We start from the raw sequence: 21105 nt of genomic DNA, 5'->3' as shown, positions 1-21105 counted from the left end.
CCGTGGCCGGGCGGCTTTTTTTCCGGCGGAAATCTGCTATAACCGCGGCCTCTGTTTTTCTGGCCTGGAGGGCTCCGGAATGTCTGTTGGAACGTCGATCGGCGGCCTTGTCCGCTATGCGCAGGGCGGCGAGTGGCGGCTGCGCACGGACGCTGTGCGCGACGAGCACGTGAAAGAGGTCATGGAGGCCCATGGCTTCGAGAAGTTCGAGGATCTGTCGCGCTTCATCGGTCCCAACTGGGGCATGGCCCTGTTCGGGGCCGCGTTCGAGGACATGGTGAGCCGCACCTTCGAGGACGGCAATCCGGAGCACGAGCAGGGCAACATCGTGGAGGTCTACCTGCGGCGCCGGGGCTGGAAGGAAAAGATGCTGGTGAAGGGGTACCTGACCTCGCTTGCCGAATCGGTTCCCACCTTGCTGGAGGTTCTGGAGGTCGAGCCCGGTCGCACGGTGCTTGTCAAGGACACCCTGGGCGCGGACGCCGGGCCGGTTCTGGTCCACGAGAAGACGGCCTCGACCATGGTCTCCCCGGGGGACATGCTGGCCGGGCGCCTGGTGGCCTCGGGAAAGAAGACGGTGTTCGGGGGCGGTCTCCTGCTCTATCTGCCGGAGGCCGTCACGCGCCTGCGCTCGGAGCTTGAGGCCCGCCACGGAGCCGGTCCCCTGGATCGGGAGACGCTTCGGGCCGCCGCTCCCCTGTTCTCCAGCATCTGGCTGGCGCTCCATGCCGACGAGATGGCCCGGGAGCGTGACGCGGAGGCCGAGGAGGACACGGATTCCGATGCGGAGGGTTCGGCCGGACCCGCCGGCGACTGAGCCGCACAGGCGTCCGGGCCGCAGGGCTCGGCCTCGTGGGGGCGACCCGGGGCAGGCCCGGGCGGTTTTTACAAACGGTGTGACGGGTGCAAGCGGGCGGGGGGATCCCCGCCCTTTTTTGTGCGCCCGTGCCTGGCGCCGGGGAGGGGATGCGCACGACCGGGCCGGACAGGCCGGGGCAGAGGCCTGTGCGTGGTGGTGCCTGTTACCGGGGGCCTGGATGATTGGGCCGGGGTGGCCAGGGGATGGTCTGGAAGTGGGGACCGAGTCCGGGCTCGGGCTGGTTCCCCGGAGAAGCCCGGGTCATGTCTGGCCGTGGAGCCGTGTGTGGTGGCGGGCTAGCCCCGCGGCAGGGCTTCCACAAGGGGAGCAAGGCGGGCGGTGAGGGTGTCCGGGTCTCCGGCGATGGCCACGACCTTGCGCCGGTCCGTCTCGCCCTGGACGATGCTCAGATCCCGCTTCGGAAAGCCCCAGGTTTTGGCCAGCAGGTCCACAAGGGCGGCGTTGGCCTTTCCGTTCTCCGGCGGGGCGGAGACGGCGGCCTTCACGGCAACATCGCCGTTGGCGTCCGTCTGGAGTCCCAGAACCCCGACCTTGCGGGCTTTCGGGGTCAGCCGGACGGAAAGCCACAGAGCATCCTTGCGGACGCTCCATGGCACAGATGGGGGGGCGGTGTCCGTCACGCCGGGACTCAGCCGGCCGCGGGAGCCGCAGCGGCGACCAGACCCGCGGACAGGGCCTTGAAAATCTGGAGAAGGATGAAGAGCGCCACGAACAGCACCAGGGCGGACCAGTCCACGGGCCCCTTCGAGGGGACAAGGCGGCGGATCGGGCGCAGGGCCGGTTCGGTGACCAGGTTCAGGAACTGGTAGGTGGAGCGGACCCAGGCGTTGCTGGTCTTCAGGATGTTGAACGCAATGAGCCAGCTCATGATCGCGTTGCCGATCAGGGCAAAGAGATAGAGGCGCAGAACAAGGATCAGGAAGAAGAGAATCATATTGAGCAGGAACATGAAGGGGGCCACTTCCTAAAAGGGGTTAAGAGATCCCCTGGACGATAGACAAATGTCCGCACGCGCACAAGGGCGGAAACACAGGGTTTCCGGGGAATGCGGCGCGTTCTCAGATGTCCAGGACCTCGATGAACCGGGCGTTTTCCTGAATGAACTGGAAGCGCTTTTCCGGCTTGCGGCCCATGAGATCCTCGACCAGGCGGGCGGTGACCTTGGCCTCCTCGTGATCCTCCTCGGTGCGGCCCGTCGGGACCGTGACCCGCAGGAGCTGCCGGGTGGCGGGGGACATGGTGGTCTCGCGCAGCTGGATCATGGGCATCTCGCCCAGGCCCTTGAACCGGGAGATGTCCACTTTCCCCTTGCCCTTGAACACGGTCTTCAGCAACTCGTCCCGGTGGGCGTCGTCGCGGGCGTAGACGCTCTTGGCCCCCTGGGTCAGGCGGTAGAGCGGCGGCTGGGCCAGGTACAGGTGCCCGGCGGCGACCAGCTCGGGCATTTCCCGGAAGAAGAAGGTCATGAGCAGGCTGGCGATGTGGGCGCCGTCCACGTCGGCGTCGGTCATGATGATGACCCGGTCGTAGCGCAGGCGCTCCCTCTCGAAGCTCCGTCCGGTGCCGCAGCCGAGAGCCTCGACCAGGTCGGACAGTTCCTGGTTCGCAACCATCTTGTCCACCGAGGCGGAGGCCACGTTCAGGATCTTGCCCCGCAGCGGAAGCACGGCCTGGGTTTCCCGGTTGCGGGCCTGCTTGGCGGAGCCGCCGGCGCTGTCGCCCTCCACCAGGAAGAGCTCGGTGCCCTCCCGGCTGGAGCGGGTGCAGTCCGCGAGCTTTCCGGGCAGCCGGAGCCGCTTCGTGGCGCTCTTGCGGCTGGTCTCCTTGGCCTGGCGGCGGCGCAGGCGGTCCTCGGCCCGCTCGAAGGCCTGGCCCAGAATGGCGTTGGCCATGTCGGGCGCGCCGGACAGCCAGTGGTCGAAGCTGTCGCGCACGGCCTGTTCCACCAGGCGGGTGGCGTCGGCGTTGACCAGGCGCCCCTTGGTCTGGCTCTGGAACTGGGGTTCGGTGATGAACACGGACAGCATGATGGCCGCGCCGCCGATCACGTCCTCGGGGGTGAGGGTGTCGGCGCGCTTCTTCTGCCCGGCCATCTCGCCGTAGGCTTTCAGGCCCTTGGTCAGGGCGCCGCGCAGGCCGGCCTCGTGGGTGCCGCCGTCCACGGTGGGAATCGTGTTGACGTAGGACGACAGGAAGCCGTCCGAGTCCTCGGGCCAGCACAGGGCCCACTCCACCGAGCCGCGGTTGTCCGCCAGCGCCGTGCGCCCCGCGAACAGGCGGTCGCCCACCAGGGGCTGGTCCTTCAGGGTGGCGCGCAGGAAGTCCTCCAGCCCGTTGGGGAAGTGGATGTCCTCGCGCTCGGGCACGTTGTCGATGCCGCGCAGCAGCTCGGGGGCGCAGCTCCAGTGGATCTTGACGCCCCGGAACAGGTACGCCTTCGAGCGCACCATCCGGTACAGCGTTCCGGGCTTGAACTGGAGCCCCTCGCCGAAAATCTGGGGGTCGGGAACGAAGGTGACGGTGGTGCCCCGGCGGTTGGAGACCGCGCCGACCCGCTCCAGTGTGGTCACGGGAATGCCGCGCTCGAAGCTCTGGGTCCAGAGGGTCTTCTCCCGCGCCACCTCGACGGTCAGCCGGGCCGACAGGGCGTTCACCACCGAAAGCCCCACGCCGTGAAGTCCGCCCGACACCTTGTAGGCGCCGCTGCCGAACTTGCCGCCGGAGTGCAGGGTGGTCAGGATGATCTCGAGGGCGCTGCGGTCCGGGAACTTGGGGTGCGGGTCCACGGGGATGCCGCGCCCGTTGTCACGCACCGACACCGAGCCGTCCGCGCGCAGGTCCAGCCAGATGCCGGTGGCGTGTCCGGCCACGGCCTCGTCCATGGCGTTGTCCACGATCTCCGCCGCCATGTGATGGAAGGCGCGCTCGTCGGTTCCGCCGATGTACATGCCCGGACGCTTGCGAACAGGCTCCAGCCCCTCGAGCACCTCGATGGTGTCCGCGGTATAGGTTTCTGCGTTCCCCGAGGGGATTCCGTCTTGAAATAGATCGCTCATGGCTGGATATATACCCAGTTATGCCGGTGCTCCGCAAGCGCGCACCCGACAAGCCCTGTCCAAGGGGCGCAGAAAAACAGGAGAGGATTTCACTTATGGTTCCTGAGGAAATGTATGACGAGGCCGTGATCCGGCCCGGCGGCGCCCGCGGGCATCTTGCGATTCGGCAAGTGGCCATGCCCGCCAACACCAACCAGAACGGCGACATCTTCGGCGGCTGGATCATGTCCCAGATGGACGTGGGCGGCGGGGTCTATGCCCGGCTGGTGACCGGCGGCCGCGTGGTGACGGTCGCCGTCGAGGCCCTGACGTTCCACAAGCCCGTTCAGGTGGGGGACGAGGTCTCGGTGTACTGCTCGGTTGTGCGCAAGGGGCGGACCTCCATCACCATCCACGTGCAGACCTGGGTGCGCCGCTATCCCGGGGTCAAGTCCTGGTCGGGCACGAACCGCACGGATCCCGCCGAGTACGGGAAGTTCTTCCTGGTGACCGAGGGCAACTTTGTGTTCGTGCGCGTGGACGACGGCGGCAACCCGATCCCGTTCCCCCAGTAACCCCTGACCCAGGGCCCGTGTCATGAGCGCCTGTCGCCGCATGCAGAGACTGGGCACGCCGGGCACGGTCCCGGTGGTGTTCCTGCACGGGCTGTTCGGCTCGGCGGCCAACTGGCGCTCGGTCGTCACTCCGCTGGCGGACGTGGCCGACATGCACCTGCTGGACCTGCCCAATCACGGCGGCGCGGCCTGGACAGAGGACATGACCTATCCGGCCATGGCGGCGGATGTGCTGTCCTGGCTAGACGCCGAGGGTCTGGAGGCGCCCCTTCTTGTGGGCTTCTCCATGGGGGGGAAGGTGGCCATGACCCTGGCCTTGAGCGCCCCCGAACGGCTGGACGCGCTGGCGGTCCTGGACATTGCTCCGGCCACCTCTCCGGACATGGAGGGGGCGGAGCGTCTCATCGCCCTTATGGAGCGGCTGCCGGTGGACACCTTTGCCACCCGCCGCGAGGCCGAGGAGGCCCTGAACCGGGATCTGGACGAGCCCCGCCTGCGCGGCTTCCTGCTTCAGAACCTGGAGCGGGATGCGGGCGGACATTTTCGCTGGCGCCTGAACCTGCCGGTCCTGAAGGCCTCCCTGCCGGCGCTCAAGGGGTTCCCCGCGCTGCCCGGGGATGCGGTGTTCGATGCGCCCACCGTGTTTGTGAAGGCGGGGCGCAGCGCGTACCTTTCCGATGCGGACCGGCCCCGGATCCGGACCCTGTTCCCCCGGTCCCGTATGGTGACCGTGCGGGATTCGGGGCACTGGCTGAACGCGGACGCTCCCGCCACCCTGACCGCGCTTCTGCGGGCCTTTATCGAGAGCGCCGCCGCACGCCGTGCGGCCTGGAGTGCGGGGGAGTAGCCTCCGCACGGATGCGCGTCCCCCGGGCGGGGATGTGTGGTGGGGCCGGGGGACGGTAATGTGATGTGATGTGGCGGGGGCCGGTGGGGGGCTGTGATGCCCCGGGGCCGGGCTCCCGCTCACGTGCGGGAGGACGTGTCCCCCCGGGCGCGGTGGCGCGCGAAGTCGCTGCCCGTTGGCGGGGCCATGGAGCGGTGCGCCGTGGTGCCGTGAGCGATCCGGGGTGGTCCGGGCTGGGGCTCAGCGCCGGCAGAACAGGTCGTAAAACGTGATCGCCGCCGCGTTCGAGACGTTCAGGCTCTCCATGTCTCCGGACATGGGCAGCCGGACGAGCACATCGCAGTGTTCCCGCACCAGACGCCTCAGGCCACTGCCCTCGGCCCCCAGAACCACAACAATCCGCTCGCCCAGCTTGGCCTCGGACAGAAGCGTCTCGCCGCGCGCCTCCAGGCCCGCGCACCAGAAGCCCCCCTCTTTCAGGGTGTCGAGCGCCCGCGACAGGTTGGAGGCCCGCACCGCCGGGACACGCTCCAGGGCACCGCAGGCCGAGCGGGCAAGCACGCCCGTCTCGTCCGGGGAGTTCCGGTCCTGGACAATGACCGCCTTGACCCCGAAGGCCGCCGCCGAGCGCCAGATGGCTCCCACATTGTGCGGATCGCTGACCTGGTCGAGCATGACCACAACGGCCGGGCCCTCAAGGGCGGCCACGTCCTCCACCGACCACGAGCGCAGGGGGCGCACCAGAAGGGCCAGCCCCTGGTGGATGGCGCCGGGCGGAAGCCGCAGGTCCAGATCCATGCGGGTGACCGGCTCGGGCTTCAGCTCCGGGCGGGGATTCCGAAGGCCCTCCAGGGCCTCGGGGGTGCCGTTCAGGCGCAGGCAGGTGCGCTTCGGATTCGCAAGGGCGGCCTCGACCGCGTGCCGTCCGAAGAGCCAGAACGTTCCGGGCGGCTGGGCCGGAGCGCTGGCGCCCGCGCTCTCGCGACCGGGGCGGGGCTTGCCCCGGGCCTCGCCGTGGGGGCGTGCCGGAGGCTCGGCGGCTGCGGGGGTGTCGGGGGAACGTCTGCGGACAGGTTTGCGCATGGGGCTTTTTCCGAAAGGTGTCTGAATGCGAACAGTTGGGGCGGAGCGCGCGGAAAACGCAAGCCCCGCATGCAAGCCGGGGCCGGTTAGCGCCGCTCGACGCCGTGCGTCCATGCCGGTGGCGCGCCGGGGGCGGGCGGGGCGGCGCGGATCGTGTGCCCAACCGACGGCGGACACGGTCCCTCGCGCTGGATGGCCTCGTTTCACCGTGGGCGCGCAAACACTGCGCAGGTCGCGCCGTTCGGGTGCGTGGGACCGAATCCCGGATCCGGAGAATCCACCCGCCGCCCTGCACGCGTATGGCGGACCATCGGAGATTCGGAGGCGCACCGGGACAGGGGGCGGCCCGGTATGGCGTCGGCGTGTGCGGGCCAGCCGCGCGCCACCGGCCGGACCGCACCGACGCTGCCGCACTCGTACAGGCCCGATTGTAGGCCCGACCGTTCCGGTGCCCGCCCGGACAGCGTCCCGACACACCGAATCATGCCGGACGGCCTGCCGGTCGGCGCCGCGGACCCGGCTCGACCTCGTCCTGCCCCGAGCCGCCGGATTTTTGCCCGTCGCCAACCGGGTGCCAGCGGGATTTCGGGCCTCCGCCCCGTCCCGTTCGGTCGGTTTCCCGCCGGGAGCTCCGGGCGGACCCGCGCCGCACCCCCTTTGACGCGTGTTTTTTGAAAAAAAACCGTAATTTTGAAAATGGCCGTTGACAGCACAGGGCAGTTTTTTTTAATGATGCGTCCTCACCGACGGGGAGCACACAGTGCAAGCCGGACGGTGGCCCCGGGGAGGGGTGGTCGAGTGGTTAAAGGCACCGGACTGTAAATCCGGCGGGGTGACCCTACGTTGGTTCGAATCCAACCCCCTCCACCAGTTTTGAGCGACCCGCCGGATTCGCGTCCGGCGGGATACGCGGGTGTAGCTTAATGGTAAAGCCCCAGCCTTCCAAGCTGGTTACGTGGGTTCGATTCCCATCACCCGCTCCAGCTTCGTTTTTGTCCCAACCGGGTGGGTCGCTGTACAGCTGTTGTGCAGCCAGCCCCTCACTCAAATGAAGAGACGGGATCGACCATGTCGAAAGAAAAATTTGAGCGCAGCAAACCGCACTGCAACATCGGCACCATCGGTCACGTTGACCATGGCAAGACGACGCTGACCGCGGCGATCACGAAGGTTCTCTCGGAGGCCGGCGGTGCCGAATTCCGGGGCTACGACATGATTGACAAGGCTCCCGAGGAGCGCGCCCGCGGCATCACGATCTCGACCTCCCACGTGGAGTACGAGACGGCGAACCGCCACTACGCGCACGTCGACTGCCCGGGTCACGCGGACTACGTGAAGAACATGATCACCGGTGCGGCGCAGATGGACGGCGCGATCCTGGTGGTGTCGGCGGCCGACGGCCCGATGCCCCAGACCCGCGAGCACATCCTTCTGGCCCGTCAGGTCGGCGTTCCGGCCCTGGTGGTGTTCCTGAACAAGTGCGACATGGTTGACGACGAGGAGCTCCTGGAGCTGGTCGAGCTCGAGGTTCGCGAGCTTCTGTCCTCGTACGACTTCCCGGGCGACGATATCCCCATCGTGAAGGGTTCGGCTCTGGCGGCTCTCGAGGGCACCAACGACACCCTGGGCCGTGACGCGGTCATGAGCCTGATGGCGGCGGTCGACTCCTACATTCCGCAGCCGGAGCGTCCGAAGGACAAGGCGTTCCTGATGCCGATCGAGGACGTGTTCTCGATCTCGGGTCGTGGCACGGTTGTCACCGGCCGTGTGGAGCGTGGTGTTGTGAAGGTGGGTGAGGAAGTCGAGATCGTCGGCATCCGCGACACCCAGAAGACCACCTGCACGGGTGTTGAGATGTTCCGCAAGCTGCTCGACCAGGGCGAGGCGGGCGACAACGTGGGTATCCTGCTGCGTGGCACGAAGCGCGACGACGTGGAGCGCGGTCAGGTCCTGGCGAAGCCGGGCTCGATCACCCCGCACACGAGCTTCAAGTGCGAGTGCTACATCCTGACGAAGGAAGAGGGTGGCCGTCACACGCCGTTCTTCTCCAACTACCGCCCGCAGTTCTACTTCCGCACGACGGACGTGACGGGCACCATCGAGCTGCCGGAAGGCATGGAGATGGTGATGCCGGGCGATAACGTGGCCATGGTTGTGAACCTGATTGCCCCGATCGCCATGGACGAGGGCCTGCGCTTCGCCATTCGCGAGGGCGGTCGCACGGTCGGTGCCGGCGTTGTTGCATCCATCGTGAAGTAAGTCTGACGACTTTCTGCTCCGGTCCATCCCCGGGCCGGAGCAGTAAAAAGTCCTTGATTAAGCACGGGGGACCGTCTATAGAGGCGGCCGTGTTTGGGGTCTTCCCGCCAAGTCAGGGGAGATCAGAGCAAAGCCCGAGATCGGGCGGCGCTGTCGCTGGAGGGGTGTAGCTCAACTGGTAGAGCACCGGTCTCCAAAACCGGGGGTTACGGGTTCGAGTCCTGTCACCCCTGCCATCGACCCAAGCCGATCCTGACTGTGCGCCACGAACAGAGCACGTGCTGTCCAGGCGTTTGACACTGCTGTATGTTTTCGGGGTCGTCCTCCGGTCGGATCAGGGTCCGGGTGGCGACTCGTTTTTTCATTTTCGGAACGGACTGATGGCCAAGACAACGCCCGCACAATATATTCGCCAGGTTCGTCAGGAGCTTTCGAAGGTCACCTGGCCGTCCAGAAAAGAAGCGATTATTTCCACCGTGATGGTCTTCATCATGGTGCTTCTGGCGTCCCTGTTCTTCCTTGCGGTCGACGGAATTCTGTCGTGGGCCGTGGAACTCCTCTTTTCGGTGAGAGGCTAGAGCCATGTCCGCGCGCTGGTACGTCATCCATGTCTACTCCGGGTTCGAGGGCAAGGTTGCCCAGTCCATCCGTGAGCAGGCCGCGCAGAAGGGTCTCGAGCCCCTGATCGAGGAAGTTCTGGTTCCGGCCGAAGAGGTCGTCGAGGTGCGTCGCGGCGCGCGGGTCAATACGGAGCGGAAGTTCTTCCCCGGCTATGTGCTGGTGCGGATGGACCTGACCGACGAGACCTGGCACCTTGTCAAGAATACGCCCAAGGTGACGGGCTTTCTCGGTGGCCGGGGTCGTCCCCAGCCCATCTCCGAGGCGGAGGCCGAGCGCATCCTCACCCAGGTACAGGAAGGGGTCGAGCGTCCCCGTCCCTCCATCTCCTTCGAGATTGGCGAGCAGGTCCGCGTTTCGGACGGTCCGTTTGCCTCCTTCAACGGGCTGGTCGAAGAGGTCGACCACGAGCGTGCCCGCCTGAAGGTGTCGGTCTCGATCTTCGGGCGTTCGACACCGGTCGAGCTCGAGTACACCCAGGTGGAAAAAGTCTGATTTTTTCCCGGGCCCGTCCCTGAGGCGGGCTCCGGCAGCGCGGGAGGCACGGCGCGGAAAGTCCATGCGCCACCGGACCGCGGCCCTTCGGGCACCCTTGTAACACTTTGAAAAGGACCGAGGTTTCCTATGGCGAAGAAAGTCCTGGGCTATATCAAGCTCCAGATCCCCGCCGGCAAGGCCAACCCGAGCCCCCCCGTGGGTCCGGCTCTGGGTCAGCGCGGCCTGAACATCATGGAATTCTGCAAGGCGTTCAACGCCGCCACGCAGCAGCTGGAGCCGGGCATGCCGATCCCGGTGGTGATCACGGCCTATGCCGACCGCACCTTCAGCTTTGTCACGAAGACCCCTCCCGTTGCCTACTTCCTCAAGAAGGCGGCCGGTCTGGACAAGGGCTCGCAGACCGCCGGTCATGGCACCGTCGGCGCTGTGACCATGGACCAGTGCCGTGAGATCGCCGAGAAGAAGATGGCCGACCTGAACGCGGCGACGGTTGATGCCGCGGTCGAGATGATTGTTGGTTCCGCCCGTTCCATGGGCCTGAGGGTGGAGGGCTGATTATGGCGAAGGTTGGCAAGCGTCTGAAGGCGGCCTCCGAGGGCATCGACCGTCTGAAGCAGTACGACCTGGCGGACGGCGTCCGCATGGTCAAGGAGCGCGCGAAGGCGAAGTTCGACGAGACCGTCGAGATCGCGGTTGCTCTGGGCGTTGACCCGCGCCACGCGGACCAGATGGTCCGTGGCGTGGTTGGCCTGCCCCACGGCACCGGCAAGACCCTCCGGGTCGCCGTGTTCGCGAAGGGTGACAAGGCTGACGAGGCCCGCGCCGCTGGCGCCGACATCGTGGGCGCCGAGGACCTGATGGAAATCATCCAGGGCGGCACCATGGATTTCGACCGCTGCATCGCGACCCCCGACATGATGGGTATCGTGGGCCGTCTGGGTAAGGTTCTGGGCCCCCGTGGCCTGATGCCGAACCCGAAGCTCGGCACCGTCACCATGGACGTCAAGGGCGCCGTGGATGCCGCGAAGGCCGGTCAGGTGCAGTTCCGCGTCGAGAAGGCGGGTATCGTCCACGCCGGTATCGGTCGCGCCTCCTTCACCGAGGACCAGCTTGCGGACAACGTCCGTGCGTTCGTTGACGCCCTGGTCCGCGCGAAGCCGACTGGCGCCAAGGGAACCTATCTGAAGCGCGTCGCTCTCAGCTCCACCATGGGGCCGGGCGTCAAGCTGAGCGTCTCCTCGCTGACCGAGGGCGCCTAATCTGAATTTGCGCCTCCCGTTCCATGAGCGGGGGGCGCAGTACCCTGTCCGAGACCGCAGGTGCCCGCTCTGTCCGTGTGAGAGAGAGGGCTTGAAGAGGATCCCTCCTCGCCCGCGCAGACGGTAAGCAGTTTTCTTCTCTTCCGTATGGAAGGCAGGCTGACTTTCCGGGGCAGGTTTCACCCCCTCCGTGGCTTCGGCACCGGAGGATTTGTGAGGGCAACCAGTCCGTTTGCGCTGTGACGCAGGCGGACCAGGAAGCGGAGTGTACCGTGAACCGGGAACAAAAAAAGGAACTGATCGCGGAGCTCGCCGGCCTGTTCGGATCCACCACGACGGTCGTCGTCACCCACTACAAGGGGCTGACGGTCGCTGAGCTGGAGGATCTTCGCAGGCAGATGCGCGCTGCCGGGGCATCGTTCCGTGTCACCAAGAACCGGATCACGCGCCTTGCTCTCGCGGGTACGCAGTTTGAAGGTCTTGCTGATCTGTTTGTGGGCCCGACGGCCATCGCCACGTCCGAGGACGCGGTGGCGGCTGCCAAGGTCTCTGTCGAGTTCGCCAAGAAGAAGGACAAGCTTGTCGTTCTGGGCGGATCGATGGAGGGCAAGCCCCTGAGTGTTGCAGACGTCGAAGCGCTGGCAAAGCTGCCGTCGCTGGACGAGCTGCGCGCCCGCCTGATCGGCATGATCACGACCCCCGCCACCCGTGTCGCCACCGTCGCCCAGGCGCCGGCCGCACAGCTTGCTCGGGTCTTCAACGCGTACGCCACGAAAGAGTAATGGCCGCCTGATCGCGGTTTGCCCTTTGTCTAGACGTAAGTCACCTGACCTTATACTGGAGTAATTCAAATGGCTGATCTTGCCAAACTCGTTGACGAACTTTCCGCTCTGACCGTCCTGGAGGCCGCTGAGCTCTCCAAGATGCTCGAGGAGAAGTGGGGCGTGTCCGCCGCTGCTCCCATGGGCGGCATGATGATGATGGCCCCGGGCGCTGGCGAGGGTGCCGCGGCCGCTGAGGAGAAGACCGAGTTCGACGTGATCCTCGAGGACGCCGGCGACAAGAAGATCAACGTGATTAAGGAAGTCCGTGCGATCACCAGCCTCGGCCTCAAGGAAGCCAAGGACCTGGTCGAGGGTGCGCCGAAGCCCGTGAAGGAAGGCGTGTCCAAGGACGAGGCCGAGAAGATGAAGAAGCAGCTTGAGGAAGCCGGCGCGAAGGTTTCCATCAAGTAAGAACCCCGGCTCCCGCATGGGAGCTGGAGGAGAGAATTGGCCGGACGGGGCGCCCCAAAACGATGGGGAAGCGCCGTCCGGTCATTCGCCGTTGTTTTGCCGTATTGTGACTCTTTATAGTTTTTGCCTTTGATCGGGGTTTTCTCACCCCCATCTTGCATAAGCCCATCGGTTCCCTCGGCTCCGGCGCGCCCGTTTCGGCGCACGCAGCCCCAGACGTACACGAGGAGCGTAATGACCATCTCGCCCAACCGTCAGAAGCGCATTCGGAAAGACTTTGGCCGCATCCCGTCGGTCGCCCCGATGCCCAATCTGATCGAAGTTCAGAAAAGCTCCTACGACCAGTTTCTGCAGCTCGGTGTCCATCCGAACGAGCGCACCAACAGTGGTCTCCAGGCAGTCCTGAACGGCGTGTTCCCCATCAAGGACTTCGCCGGCAAGGGGGAACTCCAGTTCCTGTCCTACGAGCTCGAGGAACCGAAATACGATACCGACGAGTGCCAGAAGCGCGGCATCACCTACGCCGCGCCCCTGAAGGTCACCCTGCGCCTTGTGGTGTTCGACCTCGACGAGGACACCGGCGCCCGCTCCATGCGTGATGCGAAGGACCAGGAAGTCTACATGGGCGACATGCCCCTGATGACCTCCAACGGAACCTTCATCGTCAACGGGACCGAGCGCGTGATCGTGTCCCAGATGCACCGCTCCCCGGGCGTGTTCTTCGACCACGACAAGGGCAAGACCCACTCCTCGGGCAAGTACTTGTTCGCCGCCCGTGTGATCCCGTACCGCGGCTCGTGGCTGGACTTCGAGTTCGACGCCAAGGACCTGGTGTACGTGCGTATTGACCGTCGCCGGAAGCTGCCGGTGACCACGCTGCTGTACGCCCTCGAGAGCCGCGAGACCCAGGCCCTGCGCCGCGAGCGCGAGAGCGAGGGACGTTCCGTCGACATCACCGAGATGTCCGGCATGAGCGCCGAGGAAATCCTCGAGTGCTTCTACGACAAGGAAACCTACCTGCGCGACGACCAGGGCTGGAAGATTGCGTTCCAGCCGGACTTCTTCAAGGGCGTCAAGCTGATGAACGACCTTGTGGACGCGCGCACCGGCGAGGTGAAGCTGGAGGCGGGCACCAAGGTCACCCAGCGGGCTGCGCGCCGGCTGGTTGAGGAGGGCCTGTCCGAGATCCGCATCTTCCCCGAGGATCTCTACGGCCGCTTCCTGGGCGAGGACATGATCGACGTCGAGACCGGAGAGGTCTTCGCCGAGGCCGGTGACGAGATCACCGAGCCGGTCCTTGAGTCCATCGAGCGTGCGGGCGTCACGGAACTGCCGGTCCTGCACATCGACAACATCAACGTGGGCCCCTACATCCGCAACACGCTGAAGGTGGACAAGAACACCACCCGCGAGGAGGCCCTGATCGACATCTACCGTGTCATGCGTCCGGGCGAGCCCCCGACCCTGGACACGGCGGAGGCCCTGTTCCGCTCCCTGTTCTTCGATCCGGAGCGCTATGACCTCTCGGCCGTGGGCCGCGTGAAGATGAACGCGCGCCTGGGCTTCTCGCTTGCGGACGTTCCCGACACCCAGCGCGTCCTGCGCAAGGAGGACATCATCGCCATCGTGCGCGTCCTCGTGGACCTGAAGGACGGCCGCGGCGAGATCGACGACATCGACCACCTGGGCAACCGGCGCGTCCGCTCGGTGGGCGAGCTCATGGAGAACCAGTACCAGGTCGGCCTGCTGCGCATGGAGCGCGCCATCAAGGAGCGCATGAGCGCGGTCGATATCGACACGGTTATGCCCCACGACCTCATCAACGCCAAGCCGGCGGCGGCGGCGGTGCGCGAGTTCTTCGGCTCCAGCCAGCTGTCCCAGTTCATGGACCAGACGAACCCGCTGTCCGAGATCACCCACAAGCGCCGTCTCTCGGCCCTTGGCCCCGGTGGTCTGACCCGTGAGCGCGCGGGCTTCGAGGTCCGTGACGTCCACACCACTCACTATGGCCGTATCTGCCCGATTGAGACGCCGGAAGGCCCGAACATCGGTCTGATCAACTCGCTGGCGACCTTCGCCCGGGTCAACCCCTACGGCTTCATCGAGACCCCGTACCGCAAGGTCATTGACGGCAAGGTCACGGACAACGTGCACTACATCTCCGCCATGGAGGAGAGCAAGTTTGTCATCGCCCAGGCCAACGCCCAGCTGACCGAGGAAGGCCGCTTCGCCGAAGACCTGGTCTCCGTGCGCAAGGGCGGCGACTACGAGATGGTGGACCCGGAGGAAATCGATCACATCGACGTCTCGCCGAAGCAGCTGGTTTCGGTGGCGGCGGCCCTGATCCCCTTCCTCGAGAACGACGACGCGAACCGTGCGCTGATGGGCTCGAACATGCAGCGTCAGGCCGTTCCCCTGGTCCGGGCCGAGGCTCCCTTCGTGGGCACCGGCATGGAATCCGCTGTGGCCCGTGACTCGGGCGCCGTCATCGCGGCGCGCCGCGGTGGCGTGGTCCAGCAGGTGGACGCGACCCGTATCGTGATCCGCGCGAACGAGGATCTCCAGGCAGCCGAGTCCGGCGTGGACATCTACCGTCTGCGCAAGTTCCAGCGCTCCAACCAGAACACCTGTATCAACCAGCGTCCTCTGGTGAAGGTGGGTGACGAGGTTCTCCGCGGCGACATTCTGGCCGACGGACCCTCCACCGAGATGGGCGAGCTCGCGCTCGGCCGGAACGTCCTGGTGGCCTTCATGCCCTGGAACGGCTACAACTTCGAGGACTCCATCCTCATCTCCGAGCGCATGGTCCGCGATGACGTCTTCACCTCGATCCACATCGAGGAGTTCGAGGTCATGGCCCGTGACACGAAGCTCGGTCAGGAGGAAATCACCCGGGATATTCCCAACGTGGGTGAGGAGGCTCTGAAGAACCTCGACGAGGCCGGCATTGTCTACATCGGCGCCGAGGTCCAGCCGAACGACATCCTGGTGGGCAAGGTCACGCCGAAGGGCGAGAGCCCCATGACCCCCGAGGAAAAGCTTCTGCGCGCCATCTTCGGTGAGAAGGCCGCGGACGTCCGCGACACCTCCCTGCGTGTTCCCCCGGGAATCGCCGGCACGGTGGTCGAGGTCCGCGTGTTCAACCGCCGCGGCGTCGACAAGGACGAGCGTACCCTGGCCATCGAGCGTCAGAACATCGAGAGCCTGGCCAAGGACCGGGACGACGAGCGCGTCATTCTGGAGCGTTCGTTTGCCCGTCGCCTGCGCGAGATCCTTCTGGGGCAGACCATCGTCGGCGGCACCCGCGGCATGCCGGTGAACACCCAGATCGACGAGGCCTTCCTGGAAGCCTACACCTCGGCCGAGCTGCGCCAGGTGGCGGTGGCCTCCGAGGATGCCTCGGTGGCTCTGGAGGCCCTGAAGAAGTCCTACAAGGAGTCCATCGACCGCATCCAGGAGCGCTTCGAGAGCCGCGTGGAGAAGATCCAGCGGGGCGACGAGCTGCCTCCGGGCGTGCTGAAGATGGTCAAGGTCTTCGTGGCGGTGAAGCGCAAGCTGCAGCCGGGCGACAAGATGGCCGGACGTCACGGAAACAAGGGCGTGATCTCCAAGATCAACCCGACCGAGGACATGCCGTACCTGGATGACGGCACCCCGGTGGACCTGGTCTTGAACCCGCTTGGCGTGCCGTCCCGTATGAACGTGGGGCAAATTCTGGAAACGCACCTGGGCTGGGCCTGCCGTGGCCTGGGCCAGCAGATCGGCCAGATGCTCGACCAGATCTACGAGCAGAACCTTAAGGTTCCGGAACTCCGGGCCCGCCTCGAGGACATCTACGGTCCGGAGCACACCCGGGACGACCTGTCCCGTCTGAGCGACGACCAGATCCTGGAGCTGGGCGAGACCCTGAGGAACGGTGTCCCCGTGTCCTCTCCGGTGTTCGACGGCGCGCGTGAGAGCGACATCGTGGACATGCTCGACAAGGCCGGGCTGGACTCCTCGGGCCAGGTGACCCTCTACGACGGGCGCACGGGCGAGCAGTTCGACCGCAAGGTCACGGTGGGCTACATCTACATGCTCAAGCTCCACCACATGGTCGACGAGAAGATCCACGCCCGCTCGGTGGGCCCGTACTCCCTGGTGACCCAGCAGCCTCTGGGCGGCAAGGCCCAGTTCGGCGGCCAGCGCTTCGGAGAAATGGAGGTCTGGGCCCTGGAAGCCTACGGCGCGGCCTACATCCTCCAGGAGATGCTGACGGTGAAGTCCGACGACGTGTCCGGCCGAACCAAGGTGTACGAAGCCATCATCAAGGGCGACGACACCTTCGAGGCGGGCATCCCCGAGAGCTTCAACGTGCTGATCAAGGAAATGCGGTCCCTTGGCCTTGACGTCGATCTGGACCAGAGCGACGCCTGACCGGCCACAGACCGCCCGCCGGCCGGGGGAGACCCTGGCCGGAGCACCAAGGAATTTCAGGAATTGATAAGGAAAGCGCACCCGTTCCGCCGCCACACGGGACGGGTCGCGGTTCCCGCAGGCAGGAGATGCCCGGCATGAACGAGCTTATGAAACACTTTGGTCAGACGCCCAGCGCCCAGACCTTTGATCAGATCCGCATTTCGATCGCCAGCCCGGAGAAGATCCGGATGTGGTCCTTCGGCGAGATCAAGAAGCCGGAGACCATCAACTACCGCACCTTCAAGCCGGAGCGGGACGGCCTGTTCTGCGCCCGGATCTTCGGCCCGATCAAGGACTACGAGTGCCTGTGCGGCAAGTACAAGCGCATGAAGTACCGCGGCGTGGTCTGCGAGAAGTGCGGCGTGGAGGTAACCCTCTCCAAGGTCCGCCGCGAGCGCATGGGCCACATCGAGCTGGCCGCGCCCGTCGCCCACATCTGGTTCATGAAGTCCCTTCCCAGCCGGATCGGCCTTCTTCTGGACATGACCCTCAAGGATCTTGAGCGGGTTCTGTACTTCGAGAACTACGTGGTGACCGAGCCGGGCCTCACCGAGCTGAAGTACCGTGACCTGCTGAGCGAGGACCAGTTCCAGCGCGCCCAGGAGGAATACGGCCAGGACGCGTTCTCCGCCGGCATCGGCGCCGAGGCCATCCGCGACATGCTGATGAACCTCGAGCTCGAGAGCCTCAAGGAGGAGATGAAGGCCGACCTGCGCGAGACCAACTCGGAGGCCAAGCGCAAGAAGCTGGTGAAGCGTCTCAAGATCGTGGACGCCTTCCTTGAGTCGGGCTGCCGTCCCGAGTGGATGATCCTCGAGGTCATCCCGGTGATCCCGCCCGAACTGCGCCCGCTCGTTCCGCTGGACGGCGGCCGCTTCGCCACGTCCGACCTGAACGACCTGTACCGCCGCGTCATCAACCGGAACAACCGCCTGAAGCGCCTGATTGAGCTGCGCGCGCCCGACATCATCGTGCGCAACGAGAAGCGCATGCTCCAGGAGTCGGTGGACGCCCTCTTTGACAACGGCCGCCGCGGTCGCGCCATCACCGGTGCGAACAAGCGCCCGCTCAAGTCCCTCTCGGACATGCTCAAGGGCAAGCAGGGTCGCTTCCGTCAGAACCTGCTGGGCAAGCGCGTCGACTACTCGGGCCGTTCCGTGATCGTGGTGGGCCCGGAGCTGAAGCTCCACCAGTGCGGCCTGCCGAAGAAGATCGCCCTCGAGCTGTTCAAGCCGTTCGTGTACTCGAAACTCGAGCAGTACCACATGGCCACCACCATCAAGGCTGCAAAGCGCATGGTGGAAAAGGAGCGCCCGGAGGTCTGGGACGTCCTGGAAGAGGTCATCCGCGAGCACCCGGTTCTTCTGAACCGCGCGCCCACGCTTCACCGTCTCGGCATTCAGGCCTTCGAGCCGGTGCTGATCGAGGGTAAGGCGATCCAGCTGCACCCGCTCGTGTGTACCGCGTTCAACGCGGACTTCGACGGTGACCAGATGGCCGTGCACGTGCCCCTGTCCCTGGAGGCGCAGCTTGAGGCGCGCGTCCTGATGATGAGCACGAACAACATCCTGTCGCCCGCCAACGGCAAGCCGATCATCGTGCCGACGCAGGACATCGTCCTGGGTCTCTACTACATGACGTTCGAGGCCGAGCAGGCTCCGGGCGAGGGCATGGTGTTCTCGTCGATCGCCGAGATCGAGCACGCCCTGTTCGCCGGTGTGGTGAACCTGCAGGCGAAGATTCGCTGCCGCCTCGAGGTCATGGGTGACGACGGCATCTCCGCGATCCGTGTGGTCGAGACCACGCCGGGCCGTATGCTGCTGGCCCAGCTTCTGCCCAAGCACCCGGAGCTGCCGTTCTCCATGGTCAACCGCCTTCTGCGCAAGAAGGACATCATGGATGTTATCGACTCCGTGTACCGCCACTGCGGCCAGAAAGAGACGGTCATCTTCTGTGACCGCGTGATGGCTCTGGGCTACGCCCATGCGGCGCGCGCGGGCATCTCGTTCGGCAAGGACGACCTGGTCATCCCGGCCTCGAAGGCGGAGCTGATCGCCAGCACCGAGACCGAGGTCAAGGAGTTCGAGCAGCAGTACCAGGACGGCCTGATCACCCAGGGCGAGAAGTACAACAAGGTCATCGACGCCTGGTCCCGCTGCACCGAGCGGGTCGCCGACGAGATGATGAAGGAGATCGAGAAGATCGAGCCCGGTCGCCCCATCAACTCCGTCTACATGATGGCCCACTCGGGCGCCCGTGGTTCGGCAGCGCAGATGAAGCAGCTGGCCGGCATGCGCGGCCTGATGGCCAAGCCGTCGGGCGAGATTATCGAAACGCCGATCGTGTCGAACTTCAAGGAGGGCCTGACGGTTCTCGAGTACTTCAACTCCACCCACGGTGCCCGTAAGGGACTGGCGGATACGGCGCTGAAGACCGCGAACTCCGGGTACCTGACCCGCCGTCTGGTGGACGTGGCGCAGGACGCCATTATCGTCCTCGAGGATTGCGGCACCGACCGCGGCATCACCGCCATGCCGGTGGTGGACGGCGGCCAGATTGTGTCGTCCCTGGGCGAGCGCGTTCTGGGCCGGACCGCGGCCGAGGACGTCAAGGACTCCGAGGGCAACATCATCGTGGCCAACGGTACCCTCATCGAGGAGCACGACGTCGAGGCTCTGGAGGCGGCGGGCATCGAGCAGATGCGCATCCGCTCCGTGCTGACCTGTGACGCCGAGAACGGCATCTGCGGCAAGTGCTATGGCCGCGACCTGGCCCGCGGCACCCCGGTGAACATCGGCGAGGCCGTCGGCGTGATCGCCGCCCAGTCCATCGGCGAGCCGGGCACGCAGCTGACCATGCGGACGTTCCACATCGGTGGTGCGGCCCAGCGTGGTGTCGAGCAGTCGACGGTCGAGGTGGCGTTTGACGGTGTGATCCGGATCCGCAACCGCTCTGTGGTGACGAACTCGAAGGGCGTGATGATCGTCATGTCCCGTAACTGTGAGGTCGCCATCACCGACGACGCCGGACGCGAGAAGGCCCGCTACCGCGTGCCCTACGGCGCCCGCCTGATGGTGGACGAGGGGGCCGAGGTCAACAAGGGCGACCGCATCGCCGAGTGGGATCCGTACACCCTGCCCATCATCACCGAGTGTGAGGGTGTGGCCCACTACGTGGACCTGGTGGACGGCGTCTCCATGCGCGAGGTTCTGGACGAGGCCACCGGCATCGCCTCCCGCGTGGTGGTGGACTGGAAGAACCAGCCCCGCTCGCAGGATCTGAAGCCGCGTGTGACCCTGCGCACGAACGATGGCGAGACCATCGTCCAGGCGAACGGTCTCGAGGCCCGCTACTTCCTGAGCGTGGATGCCATCCTGTCCGTCGAGAACGGCCAGCGGGTCTATGCCGGTGACGTGCTGGCCCGTATCCCGCGCGAGGGCTCCAAGACCCGCGACATTACGGGTGGTCTGCCGCGTGTGGCCGAGCTGTTCGAGGCCCGCAAGCCGAAGGACTACGCGGTCATTTCCGAGATCGACGGCCGCGTCGAGTTCGGCAAGGACTACAAGAACAAGCGCCGCATTCTGGTGGTTCCGGAAGACGGGGATCCGGTGGAGTACCTGCTGCCCAAGGGCAAGCACCTGACGGTCCAGGAGGGTGACTACGTCCGCAAGGGTGACTCCCTGATGGACGGCAACCCGGTGCCCCACGACATCCTGCGCGTCATGGGTGTCGAGGCTCTGGCCAACTACCTGATCAAGGAGATCCAGGACGTCTACCGTCTGCAGGGCGTGAAGATCAACGACAAGCACATCGAGGTCATCGCGCGCCAGATGCTCCAGAAGGTCGAGATCACGGACCCCGGCGATACCACGTTCCTCGTGGGCGAGCTGGTCAGCCGGATCGACTTCCAGGCGGAGAACGAGAAGACCATGCGCGAGGACGGACGTCCGGCGACCTTCTCGGCGGTGCTCCAGGGCATCACCAAGGCGTCGCTCCAGACCCACTCGTTCATCTCGGCGGCCTCGTTCCAGGAGACGACCCGCGTGCTGACCGAGGCCGCTGTCTCGGGCAAGCGCGACACGCTCCAGGGCCTGAAGGAGAACGTCATCGTCGGGCGCCTGATCCCCGCGGGTACGGGTGCCATGATGAACCGGATGCGCCAGGTGGCTCACCAGCGCGACCGGGAGATCGATGCCCTGCGCGAGGCCAGCCTGCCGTCGTTCGTGGATGTGGACATCCCGCCGGTGGATCTGTCCGATCTCTGATCGCGCACAGTCGTGACACAGAAAAAGGGGGCGAAAGCCCCCTTTTTTGCGTCTGCATGGTGTCGCCAGCATGTGTCGCCAGCGTGGTTTCGC

At 65.8% G+C, this 21105-nt stretch carries 16 protein-coding genes and 3 tRNA genes; 15 read left to right on the top strand and 4 right to left on the bottom strand.

The annotated features are described in order from the left end of the window. Positions 1 to 79: 79 nt before the first annotated feature. The gene (locus tag IHV25_RS01445) at positions 80 to 817 is read left to right on the top strand and encodes a hypothetical protein (protein WP_192533185.1); all 738 of its coding nucleotides are present in this window, start codon (positions 80 to 82) and stop codon (positions 815 to 817) included. Between the two features lie 338 nt (positions 818 to 1155). Here the strand turns inward: IHV25_RS01445 and IHV25_RS01440 are convergent, their stop codons facing one another. The 3 genes from IHV25_RS01440 to parE all read right to left on the bottom strand — a co-directional run bounded on the left by IHV25_RS01440 (position 1156) and on the right by parE (position 3936). After that, positions 1156 to 1476 carry a DUF167 family protein gene (locus IHV25_RS01440; RefSeq protein ID WP_338048565.1) on the bottom strand — a complete coding sequence of 107 codons (321 nt, stop codon included), beginning with the start codon at positions 1474 to 1476 and terminating at the stop codon, positions 1156 to 1158. A 32-nt stretch (positions 1477 to 1508) separates the two neighbouring features. Then, a complete protein-coding gene (locus IHV25_RS01435; protein ID WP_192533183.1) occupies positions 1509 to 1829 on the bottom strand; it encodes a YggT family protein in 321 nt (106 codons plus the stop codon). Positions 1830 to 1938: 109 nt separating this feature from the next. Next, positions 1939 to 3936 (bottom strand): DNA topoisomerase IV subunit B, encoded by a 1998-nt coding sequence (gene parE, locus IHV25_RS01430; protein WP_192533182.1) that lies wholly within the window; start codon positions 3934 to 3936, stop codon positions 1939 to 1941. Positions 3937 to 4031: 95 nt separating this feature from the next. Here parE and IHV25_RS01425 point away from each other — a divergent pair, with 95 nt between their 5' ends. After that, on the top strand, positions 4032 to 4490 hold the full coding sequence (locus IHV25_RS01425) for an acyl-CoA thioesterase (RefSeq protein WP_242018726.1): 459 nt from the start codon (positions 4032 to 4034) through the stop codon (positions 4488 to 4490). A 22-nt stretch (positions 4491 to 4512) separates the two neighbouring features. Beyond that, positions 4513 to 5337 (top strand): alpha/beta fold hydrolase, encoded by an 825-nt coding sequence (locus tag IHV25_RS01420; RefSeq protein ID WP_192533181.1) that lies wholly within the window; start codon positions 4513 to 4515, stop codon positions 5335 to 5337. 240 nt (positions 5338 to 5577) lie between these two features. Here IHV25_RS01420 and rlmB read toward each other — a convergent pair whose 3' ends face one another. After that, on the bottom strand, positions 5578 to 6420 hold the full coding sequence (rlmB, locus tag IHV25_RS01415) for a 23S rRNA (guanosine(2251)-2'-O)-methyltransferase RlmB (RefSeq protein WP_192533180.1): 843 nt from the start codon (positions 6418 to 6420) through the stop codon (positions 5578 to 5580). Positions 6421 to 7204: 784 nt separating this feature from the next. Here rlmB and IHV25_RS01410 point away from each other — a divergent pair. The 12 genes from IHV25_RS01410 to rpoC all read left to right on the top strand — a co-directional run bounded on the left by IHV25_RS01410 (position 7205) and on the right by rpoC (position 21012). Continuing rightward, positions 7205 to 7290: transfer RNA gene (locus IHV25_RS01410), tRNA-Tyr, on the top strand. A 39-nt stretch (positions 7291 to 7329) separates the two neighbouring features. Further along, positions 7330 to 7403: transfer RNA gene (locus IHV25_RS01405), tRNA-Gly, on the top strand. Between the two features lie 85 nt (positions 7404 to 7488). Next, positions 7489 to 8679, top strand: coding sequence for an elongation factor Tu (gene tuf / locus IHV25_RS01400; protein ID WP_192533166.1), 1191 nt, complete (start codon positions 7489 to 7491; stop codon positions 8677 to 8679). A gap of 160 nt (positions 8680 to 8839) precedes the next feature. Beyond that, a tRNA-Trp gene (locus IHV25_RS01395) sits at positions 8840 to 8915 on the top strand. Between the two features lie 144 nt (positions 8916 to 9059). Beyond that, on the top strand, positions 9060 to 9257 hold the full coding sequence (gene secE, locus IHV25_RS01390) for a preprotein translocase subunit SecE (RefSeq protein WP_192533179.1): 198 nt from the start codon (positions 9060 to 9062) through the stop codon (positions 9255 to 9257). A 4-nt stretch (positions 9258 to 9261) separates the two neighbouring features. Continuing rightward, positions 9262 to 9792: a transcription termination/antitermination protein NusG gene (gene nusG / locus IHV25_RS01385; RefSeq protein WP_192533178.1), complete on the top strand. Its 531-nt coding sequence runs from the start codon at positions 9262 to 9264 to the stop codon at positions 9790 to 9792. A 129-nt stretch (positions 9793 to 9921) separates the two neighbouring features. After that, positions 9922 to 10350: a 50S ribosomal protein L11 gene (gene rplK, locus IHV25_RS01380; RefSeq protein ID WP_192533177.1), complete on the top strand. Its 429-nt coding sequence runs from the start codon at positions 9922 to 9924 to the stop codon at positions 10348 to 10350. Between the two features lie 2 nt (positions 10351 to 10352). Next, positions 10353 to 11054, top strand: coding sequence for a 50S ribosomal protein L1 (gene rplA, locus IHV25_RS01375; protein ID WP_192533176.1), 702 nt, complete (start codon positions 10353 to 10355; stop codon positions 11052 to 11054). 272 nt (positions 11055 to 11326) lie between these two features. Further along, entirely contained in the window at positions 11327 to 11836 is a 510-nt protein-coding gene (gene rplJ / locus IHV25_RS01370; protein WP_192533175.1) for a 50S ribosomal protein L10, read from the top strand. A 69-nt stretch (positions 11837 to 11905) separates the two neighbouring features. Continuing rightward, the gene (gene rplL, locus IHV25_RS01365; protein ID WP_192533174.1) at positions 11906 to 12289 is read left to right on the top strand and encodes a 50S ribosomal protein L7/L12; all 384 of its coding nucleotides are present in this window, start codon (positions 11906 to 11908) and stop codon (positions 12287 to 12289) included. Positions 12290 to 12523: 234 nt separating this feature from the next. After that, positions 12524 to 16705 (top strand): DNA-directed RNA polymerase subunit beta, encoded by a 4182-nt coding sequence (gene rpoB, locus IHV25_RS01360; RefSeq protein WP_192533173.1) that lies wholly within the window; start codon positions 12524 to 12526, stop codon positions 16703 to 16705. A gap of 137 nt (positions 16706 to 16842) precedes the next feature. After that, positions 16843 to 21012, top strand: a complete 4170-nt coding sequence (rpoC, locus tag IHV25_RS01355) for a DNA-directed RNA polymerase subunit beta' (RefSeq protein ID WP_192533172.1) — start codon at positions 16843 to 16845, stop codon at positions 21010 to 21012. The last annotated feature ends 93 nt before the right edge of the window (positions 21013 to 21105 follow it).

The organism is Phaeovibrio sulfidiphilus, assembly GCF_014861485.1.
In the GTDB taxonomy this organism is placed as follows: Bacteria; Pseudomonadota; Alphaproteobacteria; order Rhodospirillales; family Rhodospirillaceae; genus Phaeovibrio; species Phaeovibrio sulfidiphilus.
The sequence above is the reverse complement of the archived record's forward strand: the minus strand, read 5'-3'. Positions and strand labels throughout refer to the sequence as shown.